This is a genomic window from Paenibacillus sp. FSL R10-2771, assembly GCF_038000205.1.
GTDB lineage: Bacteria > Bacillota > Bacilli > Paenibacillales > Paenibacillaceae > Paenibacillus_AQ > Paenibacillus_AQ phytohabitans.
In genome coordinates this window covers 4,229,273-4,244,715 of the sequence record NZ_JBBOBM010000001.1, presented here as the reverse complement: position 1 = coordinate 4,244,715, position 15,443 = coordinate 4,229,273, and the positions used below count along the sequence as shown (strand labels likewise).

Here is a 15,443-nt window from a genome sequence, read left to right as displayed (position 1 = left end):
ATCTCAGATAACAAATATTAGTAGATTTGTCCAAAGAATGCTAGAAGGGAGGGGCTGCCGGGCGACCGTTATTTGTGCGGCAGCCGATTGAAAGGGATTACCAATTAATCTTAATGGAGGTATGCCGATGTTTAAAAAGCTCTTGGTCATTGCAGTAACCCTTGTGTTATTCCTGAACGGTCTGCCCTTGATGTCTGTGTCTGCTGCAAACAATGCCACGGCCAAGCAGCCGGGGAATTCCAATCCCCTGATGGATCACAAGCTGGGTGCCGATCCTTTCGCACTGACGTATAACGGAAGAGTCTATGTCTATATGTCCAGTGATGCTTACGTCTATAACAGCAACGGAACCGTGAAGGACAATGATTTCAGCGCCCTGAACAAAATCAATGTCATCTCCTCGGCGGATATGGTGAACTGGACAGATCACGGCGCCATCCCGGTGGCCGGAGCCAATAATGTCAACGGCAGCGCCGGCATTGCCAAATGGGCCTCTCTCTCCTGGGCGCCTTCGGCGGCGGTGAAAAAAATTAACGGCCAGGATAAATTTTTCCTGTATTTTGCAAACGGTGCATCAGGCATCGGCGTGTTAACGGCGAATTCTCCGATTGGCCCCTGGTCGGACCCGCTGGGCAAAGCGCTGGTGACAGGGGCTACACCCGGCATGTCCGGGGTGACCTGGCTATTTGATCCGGCTGTCCTGGTGGACGATGACGGCAGCGGATATCTGTATGCAGGCGGGGGTATCCCCAACACTTTGGACCCGGCATCCATAGCCAATCCCCGGACAGCCCGTGTGCTGAAGCTGGGTGCGGATATGACGAGTATTGTTGGAAGCGCATCCACCATTGATGCCCCTTATATGTTCGAGGATTCGGGCATTCATAAGTATGGCGGCAAATATTATTACTCGTACTGCTTCAATTTCTCCGGCACACACCCGGCTGCCTATCCGGCCGGTGAAATCGGGTACATGGTGAGCAACAGCCCGATGGGGCCTTTTACGTATACCGGACATTTCCTGAAGAATCCGTACACCTTCTTCGGAGTAGGCGGCAACAACCACCATGCGGTATTTAACTTCAACAACCAATGGTATGTAGTGTACCATGCCCAGACCGTAGCGAAGGCTGTACTCGGCGATGGCAAAGGCTACCGCTCACCGCATATCAACAAGCTTGTCCATAATGCGAACGGGAACATTCAGGAGGTTCAGGGAGACATGGCGGGCATTGCCCAGATTGCCAATCTGAATCCGTTCACCAGAGTGGAAGCCGAAACCATCGGCTGGAATGCAGGCATAGCTACTGAAGCTACTCAGGCTGCAGGCGGCCCTGTAAGCAATATGAATGTGACCAGCATTAACAATGGGGACTGGATTGCCGTAGGCAACGCGGATTTCGGTTCCGGGGCAAGCAGCTTCAAGGCTAATGTGGCCTCCGCCACAGGCGGCAAAATTGAAATCCGGCTGGATAGCGCAACAGGCACACTCGCAGGCACGCTTGATGTACCGTCTACCGGAGGCGCGCAGACCTGGAAAGAGGTTGAGACCCCTGTCAGCAATGTGACAGGTGTTCACAGACTCTACCTGGTATTCACCGGATCAGGCTCGGGCAATCTGTTTAATCTGGATTACTGGCAGTTCTCCACGGGCACCACTGCTCCCGGAACGGGAAGCAAAGTGGAAGCAGAGGATATGACCCTCAGCGGCACTTATGCGGGCAAGATCACTTCTCCGTTCAGCGGGGTAACGTTGTACGGGAATGATGATGCTGCTGCGTTCAATCAATATTTTGCCTATGGTACCCATAATATCTCAGTCCGTGGGGCTTCCAGCAGCTCCGCCGCAGCCAGGGTCGATTTGCAAATTGGCGGGGTGACCGTTGGCTCCTTCTACTTCAGCGGAACCACACCTACCGTGCAGACCTTGTCCAATGTGGCCCACGGCACCGGAAATCAGGAGGTTAAGCTGATCGTAACTACGGACAATGGAGCCTGGGATGCTTCTGTGGATTATATTGAATGGAGCTTATAATCGCCAAAGGAGATGGATTCAAATTGAAGAACAATATTAAAAAGCTTGTAGGCGGGCTGGCTTTAGCCGGCATATTACTCTCATCCGTCATGTCGGGGAACGCCAGTGCTGCGCTTACCAATGGGCCGAAGTTCCTGGGGAATATCATTGCAGGCAGTGCTCCTGCGAGCTTCGCCACCTATTGGAATCAGGTGACGCCTGAGAATGCAACTAAATGGGGAGCGGTTGAAGGCAACCGCAATAATATGAACTGGGGCGGTGCGGATACTTCCTATAATTATGCGGTAAGCAGAAACCTCCCCTTCAAGTTCCATACACTGGTCTGGGGAAGCCAAGAGCCTGCATGGGTTGCCGGCCTGTCGGCGGCAGAACAGAAGTCGGAGGTCAGCGCATGGATTACCGCAGCGGGACAGCGTTATCCTAAGTCGGCCTTCGTGGATGTCGTCAATGAACCGCTGCATGCCAAGCCCTCTTACCGCAACGCCATCGGCGGCGACGGAAGTACTGGCTGGGATTGGGTGATCTGGTCCTTCCAGCAGGCCAGAGCCGCGTTCCCGAACGCCAAGCTGCTCATCAATGAATATGGCATTATTGGTGATCCAAGCTTGACCGATAAATATGTGACGATTATCAACCACTTGAAGTCCAGAGGTCTGATCGACGGCATCGGCATTCAGTGCCATCATTTCAATATGAATACAGTTAGTGTCTCTACCATGAATACTGTGCTTGGTAAACTGTCCGCAACAGGCCTGCCTATCTACGTCTCCGAGCTGGATATGACCGGTGACGACAATACACAGCTGGCCAGATATAAGGAGAAGTTCCCTGTGCTGTGGGAGAATCCTGCGGCGAAAGGCGTGACCCTCTGGGGCTACATCCAGAATCAGACCTGGGAACCGAATACGCATCTGCTGAATTCTAACGGATCAGAGCGTCCGGCGCTGAAATGGCTCAAGCAATACCTGGGCGGCTCGTCGGCTCTCATGGAAACAACGGACAGTCAGGATATCACGGATAGTGTGATCCAGCCGGACAGTGTGGTCGAGCCAGAGCTTCAACTGGATCTCCAACCAGTGCTGGAACCCGTTCCGGCTGAGTAAGCTGAAGCAGGCCTTCAGCATAAGGGCTGTTGCCAAAGTGTGAACAAGGCTGTTTCTGATGCGTGAATATGGGTGCTCCCCATGCGCGGTAAGACGCGCCGGGAGCAGCCTTTTTTTGTGAGATGGGCAGTACGGAGGCGCGAGGGCCGAATGTAAGCGAAAAACCGACACATTGGGCAGTGCGGAGGCGTGTGGGCGGAATGTAAGCGAAAAACCGAATACATTGGGGAGTGCAGAGGCGTGCGAGCGGAATGTAAGCGAAAAACCGAACACATTGGGCAGTGCAGAGGCGCGTGGGCGGAATGTAAGCGAAAAACCGAACACATTGGGGAGTGCAGAGGCGTGCGAGCGGAATGTAAGCGAAAAACCGAACACATTGGGCAGTGCGGAGGCGTGTGGGCGGAATGTAAGCGAAAAACCGAACACATTGGGGAGTGCAGAGGCGTGCGAGCGGAATGTAAGCGAAAAACCGAACACATTGGGCAGTGCGGAGGCGTGTGGGCGGAATGTAAGCGAAAAACCGAACACATTGTACTTGTGTAGCTGGACCATAAGGTCTTCTGAGATCTTCATCTTGCGTTCGCTGACCAAAAGTGGCACACTAGTAATAGATGCAGTAAACGTGGCAAAGAATGCCCCGCTCCCTTCTCTTTAAGAAGGCGGCGGGGTTTTGTGCGTTTAGAGATTAATTTTATTGCAGAGCGGGGGAATTGGAGTGGGATTTACAGAAGAACATGACCATTGGTTAAGCAATCATTTGAAACGAAGAAAGGGGGAGCGGCTTGATGCGCTAAAGCGGGGACACAGCTACGGCAACCGCTTATTCGTGGAATATGTGTGGTGGCCGCTTGTTGGATATTTTCAGGGACTCCATCCGGAATATGAAGTTAAGGACTGGCGTGGGAGATCGTATTTTATTGATTTACTGTGGAAGGTCGGTTCCTCGCGTATTGCATTTGAGATTATGGATTATGGATCGCATGGCACGGACCGGAGCAAATACCGGATGGACTTGAATCGCGGTCTCTTCCTGCAATCACAGGACTACATGGTTCTCTATATCTCGCTGGATGAGATGAAAGACAATCCGCCTTTTGTTCTCTCCACAATGCGGAACGTTCTGGCTCCTTATTTGTCGGCCGGAACTGCTAATAAAAGAAAAGACAAATCCTATTCTCGAATTGAACGAGATCTGATGCGGTTAGCCATCCGTAACCACCGTGTCCTCCGTCCGGGTGATGCCGCGAGAGAACTTGAGCTACATAACACGACAGTTATTAAATACAGCCGTATGCTGGTGGATAAGGGGAAATTTCGCCCTGTAGCGAGAGGGATATCTCCACGGGTTACATACTACGAGTACATAGGTACCATTCAAAGCCCGGATTTGGTCTGAAGAATAGTACAACCCGGGATGTAAGCGAAAAACCGAACACATTGGGGAGTGCGGGGGCGTGCGAGCGGAATGTAAGCGAAAAACCGAGCACATTGGGGAGTGCGGGGGCGTGCGAGCGGAATGTAAGCGAAAAACCGAGCACATTGGGCAGTGCGGGGGCGTACGAGCGGAATGTAAGCGAAAAACCGAACACATTGGGGAGTGCGGGGGGCGTGCGAGCGGAATGTAAGCGAAAAACCGAACACATTGGGGAGTGCGGGGGCGTGCGAGCGGAATGTAAGCGAAAAACCGAACACATTGGACGCTGCGGAGGCATATGGGCCAAATGTAAGCGAAAAACCGAACACATTGGGCAGTGCGGAGGCGCGTGGGCCAAATGTAAGCGAAAAACCGAACACATTGGGCAGTGCGGAGGCGTGTGGGCCAAATGTAAGCGAAAAACCGAACACATTGGGCGGTGCTGAGGTGTATGGGCCAAATGTATGCGAAAAACTTAGCACCCGCACCAACATCGCTCACCCGCACAGGTAAGTTATCCCCGCGCCCACCAAGGCATCCGCCAATCTCACCCCCCACCCCCATCCGCCGGAGGAAGTACATTCCCCTCCCTATACACCTTCCTGTACTGTGACGGCGTGTAAGAAGTAACCTTCTTGAAGATCTTAGAGAAATACAGCGGGTCGTGGTAGCCGACCGAATAAGCCAAGGATTTCACAGATAACCGGGACTCGCCCAGCAGCCCGCAGGCCCGCCGAATCCGAAAGGCGGTGAGATAGCCTGAGATGGAGGTGCCCGTCTCTTTCTTGAACAGCCGGAACAAGTAGCTGCGCTCGATTTTGACATAATCTACAACATCCAGAACCGACAAGGCAGATTTCCAATAGTTCCTCTCCACATATGCCTTGGCTGAACCTACATAGTCTTTCTTGAGGGAAGCCTGTCCGCTTGGATAATACTCCATGTAATAGGTTAACAACAGGCGAAATCCGGCATCCGACCGCTCCCGTTCATACGGCTCGATTGCATTCGCCTCGACTCTATCGAACATGGGCTTGAGGTCCTGCGGAGCAGCCGTTACAACGGGGTGATCCGGTGATATATGAATCATATCCAGTAACCGCAAAGCCTCAGTTCCGCCACATTCAATCCAGCAATACGCCCACGGGTCTTGTGGATCAGGGTAATAATACACCTCCATCTGCGGGAAAATCACAAAGCTGTCGCCGGCCTCCAAAGGAAAAACCGCCTGGCTTGTCTTCAAATAGCCCCTGCCGCTTACGATATAATGCAGGGCATATACATCACGGACGCCCGGTCCCCATCTGTGCAGATTGGGTGGCTTATACCCGTTCCCCTTCACCAGCGGACCCTCGCTGAGTCCGTATTCCTTAGCGTTCATAGTCAGCACCCGTATCCTTCAACAGTATGATACTACTAGGGTAAAGCAATCTGATGAATAAAGATAGATCGCTGAGCCGGTACCGCACTTTAAATGGATAGCCACGCCGGTTCAATAACCGCATGTAAAAATGATAACGCTTTCTTAAGAATGTTGGCTTACGCCCTCCCTGGGCTCGAAGGTAAACTAAAGGTACGAGGGAGGAGCGAATATGGAATTGCAAACACAGGTTAGGAGTCCCGGGACCGGCGGAAGCCGGCGGTCGTTTTTATGGAAGCGTTTCAAAAAACAGAAGGTATTGCATTTGTTCGTCGGGTTGGGCATGATCTATCTGCTGATCTTCGCCTATACTCCAATGTTTGGTATTCTGATGGCCTTCAAGGATTACAGCATCTCCGGCGGGATTAAAGGGATCTTCACGAGTGACTGGGTCGGCTTGGAGTATTTCGATGAATTCGTGCATGATTATCAATTCGGCAAGCTGGTCCGCAACACGCTGGTCCTTAGTCTGCTGAAGGTCATCTTCGCCTTCCCGGCGCCGATTCTGCTGGCTATAATGCTGAATGAAGTGAAGCACATGGCCTTCAAGCGGTTGGTGCAGACGATCAGCTATCTGCCGCATTTTATCTCCTGGGTAGTCGTGGTTGGCGTATCCTATGCCTTCCTGTCCGCCGATGTCGGTGTGGTCAATAAGGCGCTGATGGCGATAGGCTTCACGGATGAGCCGCTGGCCTTCCTGACCAGTCCGAATTACTTTTGGGGGCTGGCGGTAGGGAGTGCGGTGTGGAAAGAGATGGGCTGGTGGACGATTATTTTTCTGGCGGCGATATCGGGGATCAGTCCTTCCCTCTATGAGGCTGCTGAGATTGACGGTGCCGGAAGGCTGGCGCGTATCCGCTATATCACCCTGCCGGGGATGAAGGGAACCATCGTTGTTGTACTGGTGCTGACCATCGGAAGTATTCTCGGCGGCGGACTGGTGGGCTCCAACTTCGAGCAGGCCTACCTGTTCGGCAACAGTATCAATAATCCAACCTCTGAGATTGTCCAGACCTACGCATTCAGGGTGGGGCTAAGCGACGGGCGGTTCTCCTATGCAGCGGCGATAGATTTAATTCAATCAGTGATTTCGGTAGCCCTGATATTCTCCAGTAACTATATTGCCAAACGGGTGTCAGGCTCAAGTCTTTTTTAGAGAGAGGAGGAAAGGCTGTGCTGAAGAGTCAGCGGCAGAAGGATTTTGTTTTTGACAGCGTGATCTATGTGGTATTGTTCATTATTATGCTCACGATGCTGTATCCGTTCTATTATGTGTTAATTGCTTCCTTCAATAAAGGCTCGGACTCGCTGCTGGGCGGTGTGTATCTGTGGCCCCGGAACTTTACCCTGGAGAATTACCGGGTGTTCATGGATGATCCCAAGTGGGTGAAGGCATTCCTGGTCTCCGTACTGCGTACGGTTTCCGGCACCTTGCTCGGACTGCTGCTCACCAGCATCGTCGCTTACGGCCTGTCCCATCGTGATCTGTTATTCAGCAAGGTCTATTTCACAGTGATCGTATTCGCCATGTACTTCTCCGGCGGACTGATCCCTTATTATGTGGTGCTGCGTTCACTCGGCTTGCTTAATTCCTTTGCGGTGTACATTATCCCGTCCATGCTCAGCACGTTCTTCCTGCTCATTGCGATCTCGTTCTTCCGCGAGATTCCTGCTGAGCTAAAAGAGTCTGCGCATATAGACGGGGCCGGCGAGCTTACGATATTCTTCCGCATCATCCTGCCGGTCTCAACACCGGTGCTTGCGACCATGGCCTTGTTCATGGGGGTCGGGCAATGGAATTCCTGGCTGGATTCAGCCTATTTCGTCCAGTCCGAAGAGCTGCGCACGCTGGCCTTCCGCATGATGGAGGTCATCAACAAGAGCAACTCTCCGATGGATTCGCTGGCGGTAGCCAACAGTGTCTCGGCGGGTGTCACCAGCTTCTCCTTGCAGGTCACTTCAATGGTCGTGTCCATTGTTCCGATTATCTGTGTGTACCCGTTCCTGCAGAAGTATTTCGTACATGGCATCATGCTGGGGTCGGTAAAAGGTTAGACCATTATTAATTCAATCATGGAGGGATTAGCTTGAACAAAAGCAGAAGCTTCAAGATGGTTGCAGCCGCACTCTCAATTGCCGTATTATCCGCTTGCGGCAGCGGAGGAAATGCCGTCCAGGTCGCCCCGTCCGTCAGTCCGGACGCAGCAGCAGGCGGGAATTCTCCGGCCAAACCTGCGGAAGTGAAGGAATTGAGCCTGTTCATTGATGCGTCGTGGTACCCGGTTACGGAATGGAAGGGCCCGGTCGCCGACATGATTACCGAGAAGACGGGAGTGAAGCTCAAGGTTACGGTCGCTACCGATGATAAGCAGCTTCCGCTGATGATTGCCTCCGGTGACCTGCCGGACCTGGTGTTCACCTCTTCCAACATAGACCGGTTATCCGACTCGAAGCTGTCATATTCCTGGAATGAGCTGATTGAGAAATATGCGCCGGATTTCAAGATTGACAAGACCCGGATTGCCATCCATACCATGGATGACGGCAAGTTCTATACCGTGCGGAATTCCTTTGCGACCCAGGAGGAGATGAAGAATAGTAAATATTCGTTAGGCAGCGACGGCAACCCGGGCATCGCGGTACGGGAGGATATTCTGAAGGAGCTGGGAAATCCGCCGATCAAGACCCTGGATGATTTCGTCAAGGTGCTGGGCATGGTCAAGGAGAAATATCCCGAGATGGTCCCGCTGATCATGGACAAGGACTGGATTGAACAGTATTTCCTGGCCCAGTTCGGTACGGAGACCCTGCTCGACGGCTGGTATGAACAGGACGGCAAGGTGGAATATGCGATCAGGCAGCCCAAGATGCTGGACTTCTTCAAGTTCATGAATAGCCTGTACCGCAATGGCTATATCCTGGCTGAGAATTTCGCACTGGCCAATGACCAGATTGATGATCAATATGCTACGGGCGGCAAAGCCTTCGCCCATAGCCATACCGTATCCACCGCAGATACCGATAACATCAAGATCAAGAGCAATCAGGGGAACTTCTCCTTCAAGATGCTGCCAAGCGTATTGTCGAAGGATGCCAAGGTAGTCAGCTCAGGACTCGGCTTCTCCGGAACCTTCATCACCAAGAAGAATAGGGACCCGGAGGCCTCCATCAAATTCATCCAGTATCTGGCCAGCGACGAGGGCAAGAAGCTGACGATGTTCGGAGTCGAAGGGGTACACTGGACCTGGAATGAAGAGGGCCACCCCGACTTCAAATATAATCCGTCCGATGCCGATTTTGTGAACAGCAACGGGATTAAGTGGTGGTATCTCTATAACGATGGGGTTACCGAGGGCATGCTGTCTTATGTTCCTGAGCTGCAGAAGACGCAGGCGCTGATGGATCTGAAGTCCGTCAGAATCTATAAGCCGGAGATCGGGCTGATCCAGACCCAGCCGGATTCACAGGAGAAGACCATCAAGACGAAGATTGACGAGATGGTCAAGAATGAGAAGGTCAAGATCTATCTGGCAGAATCGGAGGAGGCGGCAGTGGCAGCCTATGAGAATATGCTGAAGAATGCAGAGAACATAGGGCTGCAGAAGCTCACCGACTGGGCGAATACAACCTATCAGAAGAAAAAAGAATTATTCAAGTAAGGGAATTCCTGCCGGTAGAGACCTGTCTCTACCGGGTTTTACATGTTCATGGTAGGATTAGAAAAAAAGAAGTCGGGCACCGGGGGGGGACAGGCTGCCGTGAGCATTGTACGCAAAATGATATTAGGATATATCCTGCTGATTTTTATTCCGGTCGTTACCTTCGGCTATTATTATTACAGCAAGCTCTATGACAGTGTAAGCAGACAGTTTGTGGAGAGCCGTCAGAAGATACTGGAGCAGGCCTATTCCAATATGAAGGCGGATCTGGCCCGGATCGATTCCACCCAGCGGATGCTCCAGTACAACCCGTATGTCACTGACTATCTGGACGGCAGCTATGAGACGGACTCAGAGAGCATATATGCCTATAACCGTTATATTAATCCGGTGATTCTGCAATCGCTTAATATCAGTCCGGAGATCGACACGTTCAGAATCTATATAACCAAGCAAGGCGTGCTGCCCATTACTGACCGGCTGCTCGAACTATCAGCGCTGGATGAACAGGGTGCCGAGGCTACCCGTATGCTGCGGCCGGGACAGGGCAAATGGATACTCCCCGACTCCAAGGTCGAAGCACCCCCGCTGGTGTTCTATCAGAACATATATAATCATGACTTTACCGAGATTGTCGGACTGCTGGAGCTGCGGGTCGGCAGTGAGCTGATCCGCAAATTCTACCGGGCGACAGGCGGAGGGGATTGGACCGCGCTGCTTCTGCCGCCGGAGAGGGAAGGCATTCCCTCGGCGGTTGATCCTGCAACCTGGGCAAGAATGGCATCGGAGGAGTCGCAGACGTATTTCATCAACCGTAAGGTCATCGTCAACCAGCTGTTCATTCAGGAGCTGGGTGTCCGGGTCGCCGTGATCGGCAAGGTATCCGAGGTGTTCCGTTCGATCAGGAGCCAGGAGATCGTGATGATTACCACCTTCGCCGTCCTGCTGGCGTTATTGTCTTTTGCTTATTACACGCTGGCTGCGACGATCACTAAGCGCGTCCTCCGGCTGGCCCGGCATATGCGCAACCTGAATGATGATAATCTGAAGCAGTCGATCAGCAAGGAAGACAAGCCGGGCCGCAAGGATGAGATCAGTTTCCTCACCGAGACTTATAATTCCATGCTCCTGCGTATGGATGAGCTGATCAACAATGTCCACCGTGCGGAGCTGCGCAATAAGGAAGCCGCTTACAAAGTCCTTCAGGCCCAGATCAAGCCGCATTTCCTCTATAATACGCTGGAGACGATCCGGATGCTGGCGGAATCCAACAACGACCAGGAAGTGGCTGAAATCTCGTACTGGTTTGGCAAGCTGATGCGGTACAGCCTGTCCGCCCAAGAGGATCATACGGTCCTCTCCCAAGAGATTGAGACTGTGGTCTTCTACCTCAATATTCATAAAATGCGGCTGCAGAAGAGACTGACCTATGAGGTCGATATCGCTGTGGCTGCCGAGCAGATGAGCTGTCCAAGGTTCATCCTCCAGCCGCTGGTCGAGAATAGCATCATCCATGGAGCCTCCGTGACGCTCCGGCCTGTCCATATCCGCATTCAGGCCGCCGAGACGGAGGACGAGATAAGGATAAGTGTGTCGGACAGCGGCATAGGGATTCCCGAAGACCGGTTGCAGCAGATCCACAGCCGGTTATCCCAGGGAGATGAGGTGAAGCCCCGGGAGGAGGCGGAAGGAGGCGTGGGGCTGTATAACGTCAGCGAGCGGATTAAATCGTTCTATGGCGGAGCTTCCCGGCTGGTTCTGGAGAGTGAGGAGGGCAAGGGTACCTGCTTGACTATTATCATAGCGAAAGGGGCGGCGAGCGAGCATGCGAATCTTAATAGTAGACGATGAGCCGATCATCCTTGGAGGACTGGTCAAGGTGATTGGCGCAGCCGCGCCGGTCGGAACTGAAATCCGGGAGGCCGGCGACGCCTTCGAGGCTCTTGGGATCATGAAGGAATACATGCCGGATGTTACGGTAACCGATCTGCATATGCCGGAGAAAAACGGGTTTGAAATGATGGAGGAGGCCAAGGAGAACGGTTTATGTGAGCGCTTCATTATTCTTACGGGATATGATGATTTTGAATACGCCCGCCGGGCGCTCCGTTACGGCGTGGTGGACTACCTGCTGAAGCCAGTGGACAAGGAGGAGGTGTCCCGTCTGCTGAGTCAAGTGAACCGGGATCTTCCCTCTATGGACAGCACGGACTGTCCTCCTCATGCCAAACGGATTCTTGCGTATACCCGAATGAATTATATGAACGACCTTTCCCTCGATCATCTGGCCGACCTGATGAAGCTTCATCCCAACTACATCAGCAACCTCTTCAAGAAGGTGACCGGCGATACGTTTGTGAATTATCTGAATGCCACCCGGATCAAAGAAGCGCAAAAGCTGCTTAGTGCCCACCGTGATCTGCCAGTTAGCGAGATCGGGCGCCGGGTCGGGTATGAGAATAAGCATTACTTCAATAAAGTATTCAAGAAATATACCGGCAGTACACCGGGTGCCTACCGGGAGGCGCATTGAAGCCTTAGCCCGGAGGGGCGGCGAGCAGAATGCGGGATTCATGCTATCATCTCATCCCGCGTTTTGCCTTCATGCACTTCAGATTATAGGTGCGGCCGTAGGCTTTGGCGTATCTGATCATTTGGTCAAGCATACGGGTGTCCTTCAGTTTGGTGAACGGGCAGGGATCGGGGGCGGTATTCACTTCCAGAATCCATGGGCTAAGCCGCCGGTCTAAGGCGAAATCTACGCCGATTTCATTCAGCGCCGGATAGGCAGAGCTTAACTGAATGGCAGACTTCACGCCAAGTTCGTTCATTTGCGTAATCAGAGCGCTGTGCTTCTTCAGGCTGGTGTGAACGCCAAGCAGTTCCTCGACCGGATATATGGTCCCGCCCTGACTTCCATTCGTAACCACCTTCTGCGGATGCGCGACGCGTCCTGCCGCTCCTGTAGCTTCCCACTTTCCCTGAGGATTGCGCTGCACCATTACGCGGATATCAAACGGCCGCCCGCCGTATGTCAGAAGACGGATACCCTTCTGTACTAAATAGGATTTCCCTCCGGTCTCCTCCATGATTGCTTGATATGCCTTGTCATAATCAGCGAATGTGCTCACCCGTGTACCTGCCTGATAGCGGTAGGTGCATTTTTGCGTCACGACAGAATCTCTCCCGCCAGAGCTGCCCCGGCTTGCAGGTGTCCTCTGTTCAACCCGGATAACCCCCTCGCCAAGTGAGCCGCAGCAGGGCTTAATATATACCATCTGGTATTTCTGCAGCATTGCATGCAGAACACTCCGGCTCATTCTTCGTGTGTCCGGGATATGCCTCTTTAATTCCGGCTTCTCCGCCAGTACTCTTGTCTTCGTCAGTTTACTGGAAATCCGGCTGATCTGCTTCTTCATCGTAACCCTCCGTCCGGTAGCTTCTTATAGGCCATAGTACGGCAGAGAGCGGGCTTTTGATTGGGCAGACGTGATGGGCAGAACACACCGGGAGATTGCTACATATGTTATTGAAGGTGTGAATCCAAGAGGCTGCGGCATGCAGCCGGAGCAGGAGGCATCCATGATGCTGATGGACAATTGGCGGGATAAAGTACTTGAAGTCATCGGGCAGTTTCCCTGGTACAAGGGGCTTATTAGCAGCAGTGAGACTATGAATTACAGTCTGCAGAACCTTCCCCTGATGACCTCGGACATTCTTGAAACCCATTATTATAGCAGCTCACCCGATGCTTCGCTCGCCGTATACCGGACATCGGGTACAAGTACAGGCCGGCGTAAGGCTATAGTCTACTCAGAAGAAGATGACGCCCATTATATCAATATCAAAACCAAGCTGTTCGGTGAGTTGATTGCAGGAAGCGGATGTACTAGGGCGCTGGCCGATATGGGAACCGGACATGCTGCGAATACGGCGCTGGCCATTTTCGAACGGCTGGGACTTGTCAACAGCTCAATCCCCTTCGAGCTGCCGATAGAGCAGCATATCGGGCGGATTCAGGCATTTAAGCCCGACCTGCTGTATACGATGCCCTCTATTCTGGACCATATCGTATATGCTGCTGAAGATCCGCGTTCGCTCGGAATCCGCAAGATCATTCTGGTTGGTGAGATCGCTACAGTGGAGTGGCAGCGGAATATGGCCCGGCTGTTCGGCCTTGAGCCGCAGGACATTACCGATACGTACGGGTCTATTGAAATCGGCACAATCGCGTACTATTCGCATGATCTGGGCCGGTATATCTTTGCTGACGGAATTGTTGCGGAAGTCATCGGAACTGAGGCATTAGGGGAAGGGCTGGACCCTCTGGGAGTTGGCGAAGGCATCCTGGTGCTTACCTCAGCTGTCCGCAGGCTGCTGCCCGCTATCCGTTTTGTTACCTATGATGTCGTAAGGGATTTCAGGACAGTGAAGATAGACGGGACGGAGAAGCAGAGCTTCGGATCTATCGTCAAACGGGTGGGCCGCGAGCTGAAGCACGGGGAGAAGATCAGTATCTACGATATTGAACAGGTGGTCTACCGTCATCTCCAGGATGCAATGATCCGGGTCCAGGTCAGCAATAATGCTTTAACTGTGTATATCCAGAGCAGATCTGCGGTTCCATCCGCAGTTCCGGCGATCAGGGAAGAAATCAGGGAATGCATTCCGGAAATCGGTCTGATGATCCGCAATCATCTGCTTGACGATATTGACGTCATTCTGGCAGCAGAGGACGGGAAGCTCCAGACCGGACAGGTGAAGAACAAGAAGCTGTATTATCAGAAGGATGGAGTCAATGACAGGGCAGAGCTGAACCTGGACACCGGTATCTTGTCGGCCATCGGCAAGACGCCTTTGATCAGGCTGGACCATCTGTTTCCGCGAGGCGGGTTCAGCGTATACGCGAAGATGGAGCTGATGAACCCGGGAGGAAGCGCGAAAGACCGTCCGGCACTGTGGATGATCCGGGAGGCTTGGAAGGAAGGGCTCATCGGGCCGGGTACAGTCATCATTGAATCAAGTTCGGGAAATATGGCGATCAGCCTGGCTATGATCTGCAAATATCTGGGAATGAGCTTCATCAGTGTTGTGGATTCCAGGACGACAGAGATGAATCTTCAGATTCTGAGGGCCCTGGACGCAACCATCGATTATGTTGCCTGTCCCGATCCCGAAACAGGGGAATTTCTGCCGGCCAGACTGAAGCGAGTGCAGCAGCTGCTCGCGGAGGTGCCGGGCAGCTACTGGCCGAACCAGTATGCGAACCCCAATAATTATCTGTCCCATTATCATACAACCATGAAAGAGATCGTGACTGAGCTTGGACAGGTGGATTATCTGTTCTGTGCTGTCAGTACATGCGGGACGATCCGCGGGCTTGCAGAATACGTGAAGGACAACGGGCTGCAGACCCGGATTGTGGCTGTTGATGCGGCGGGCAGCGCAATTTTTGGCGGCAATCAGGAGAAACGGCGGTTCCCCGGACTTGGTGCCGGCATTGTGCCGCCTTTTTGCAGAACAGATTTGATTGACCATATTGTGCATGTTAACGATTCCGATATGGTTCAGGGCTGCCGGGCGCTTGCGCGGAAGGAATCCATTCTGGCCGGAGCGTCCTCCGGGGCAGTTCTTGCGGCCATCCGGCAGATGAAGCAGCAGCTCACTCCCCGAGCTGTCTGCGCCGCTATTCTGCACGATAAGGGTGAACGTTATCTCGATACGGTATTCTCGGATTCCTGGGTTCAGAGCCAGTTCGGACAACAGCTGCCGCCAGCAGATGAAGAGTTCCTAACTTGAGCGCATAAGGAGG

The 15,443-nt window shown here is 52.9% G+C and carries 11 protein-coding genes; 9 read left to right on the top strand and 2 right to left on the bottom strand.

Annotated elements, in window-relative coordinates:
* Positions 1–127: 127 nt before the first annotated feature.
* The 3 genes from NSU14_RS18550 to NSU14_RS18540 all read left to right on the top strand — a co-directional run bounded on the left by NSU14_RS18550 (position 128) and on the right by NSU14_RS18540 (position 4,534).
* Positions 128–2,035, top strand: coding sequence for a carbohydrate-binding protein (locus NSU14_RS18550; protein WP_340946687.1), 1,908 nt, complete (start codon positions 128–130; stop codon positions 2,033–2,035).
* A 23-nt stretch (positions 2,036–2,058) separates the two neighbouring features.
* A complete protein-coding gene (locus NSU14_RS18545; protein WP_340946685.1) occupies positions 2,059–3,138 on the top strand; it encodes an endo-1,4-beta-xylanase in 1,080 nt (359 codons plus the stop codon).
* A 757-nt stretch (positions 3,139–3,895) separates the two neighbouring features.
* Positions 3,896–4,534, top strand: coding sequence for a hypothetical protein (locus tag NSU14_RS18540; RefSeq protein WP_340946682.1), 639 nt, complete (start codon positions 3,896–3,898; stop codon positions 4,532–4,534).
* Between the two features lie 565 nt (positions 4,535–5,099).
* On the opposite strand, the gene NSU14_RS18535 is transcribed toward NSU14_RS18540, so the two are convergent.
* Positions 5,100–5,933 carry an AraC family transcriptional regulator gene (locus tag NSU14_RS18535; RefSeq protein WP_042135952.1) on the bottom strand — a complete coding sequence of 278 codons (834 nt, stop codon included), beginning with the start codon at positions 5,931–5,933 and terminating at the stop codon, positions 5,100–5,102.
* A gap of 211 nt (positions 5,934–6,144) precedes the next feature.
* Between NSU14_RS18535 and NSU14_RS18530 the strand changes: the two genes are divergently transcribed.
* The 5 genes from NSU14_RS18530 to NSU14_RS18510 all read left to right on the top strand — a co-directional run bounded on the left by NSU14_RS18530 (position 6,145) and on the right by NSU14_RS18510 (position 12,164).
* Positions 6,145–7,128 carry an ABC transporter permease gene (locus NSU14_RS18530; RefSeq protein ID WP_042135954.1) on the top strand — a complete coding sequence of 328 codons (984 nt, stop codon included), beginning with the start codon at positions 6,145–6,147 and terminating at the stop codon, positions 7,126–7,128.
* A gap of 17 nt (positions 7,129–7,145) precedes the next feature.
* Complete coding sequence (locus NSU14_RS18525) at positions 7,146–8,027, top strand: carbohydrate ABC transporter permease (RefSeq protein ID WP_340946680.1); 882 nt, start codon at positions 7,146–7,148, stop codon at positions 8,025–8,027.
* Between the two features lie 32 nt (positions 8,028–8,059).
* Complete coding sequence (locus NSU14_RS18520) at positions 8,060–9,631, top strand: extracellular solute-binding protein (protein ID WP_336102191.1); 1,572 nt, start codon at positions 8,060–8,062, stop codon at positions 9,629–9,631.
* A gap of 99 nt (positions 9,632–9,730) precedes the next feature.
* The gene (locus tag NSU14_RS18515) at positions 9,731–11,482 is read left to right on the top strand and encodes a sensor histidine kinase (protein ID WP_042135956.1); all 1,752 of its coding nucleotides are present in this window, start codon (positions 9,731–9,733) and stop codon (positions 11,480–11,482) included.
* Positions 11,457–12,164 (top strand): response regulator transcription factor, encoded by a 708-nt coding sequence (locus NSU14_RS18510; protein ID WP_042135958.1) that lies wholly within the window; start codon positions 11,457–11,459, stop codon positions 12,162–12,164. Before NSU14_RS18515 ends, NSU14_RS18510 begins: the two co-directional genes overlap by 26 nt.
* A gap of 46 nt (positions 12,165–12,210) precedes the next feature.
* On the opposite strand, the gene NSU14_RS18505 is transcribed toward NSU14_RS18510, so the two are convergent.
* On the bottom strand, positions 12,211–13,050 hold the full coding sequence (locus tag NSU14_RS18505) for a YheC/YheD family protein (RefSeq protein WP_042135960.1): 840 nt from the start codon (positions 13,048–13,050) through the stop codon (positions 12,211–12,213).
* A 73-nt stretch (positions 13,051–13,123) separates the two neighbouring features.
* On the opposite strand from NSU14_RS18505, the gene sbnA reads away from it, so the two are divergent.
* Positions 13,124–15,430 (top strand): 2,3-diaminopropionate biosynthesis protein SbnA, encoded by a 2,307-nt coding sequence (sbnA, locus tag NSU14_RS18500; protein ID WP_336102193.1) that lies wholly within the window; start codon positions 13,124–13,126, stop codon positions 15,428–15,430.
* The last annotated feature ends 13 nt before the right edge of the window (positions 15,431–15,443 follow it).

What these genes read in the sequence shown, in the direction of transcription:
- NSU14_RS18535 (WP_042135952.1), bottom strand. Translation starts at nt 5,933, where the DNA reads ATGAACGCTAAGGAATACGGACTCAGCGAGGGTCCGCTGGTGAAGGGG.
- NSU14_RS18505 (WP_042135960.1), bottom strand. Translation starts at nt 13,050, where the DNA reads ATGAAGAAGCAGATCAGCCGGATTTCCAGTAAACTGACGAAGACAAGA.
- NSU14_RS18510 (WP_042135958.1), top strand. Translation starts at nt 11,457, where the DNA reads ATGCGAATCTTAATAGTAGACGATGAGCCGATCATCCTTGGAGGACTG.
- NSU14_RS18530 (WP_042135954.1), top strand. Translation starts at nt 6,145, where the DNA reads ATGGAATTGCAAACACAGGTTAGGAGTCCCGGGACCGGCGGAAGCCGG.
- NSU14_RS18550 (WP_340946687.1), top strand. Translation starts at nt 128, where the DNA reads ATGTTTAAAAAGCTCTTGGTCATTGCAGTAACCCTTGTGTTATTCCTG.
- sbnA (WP_336102193.1), top strand. Translation starts at nt 13,124, where the DNA reads ATGGGCAGAACACACCGGGAGATTGCTACATATGTTATTGAAGGTGTG.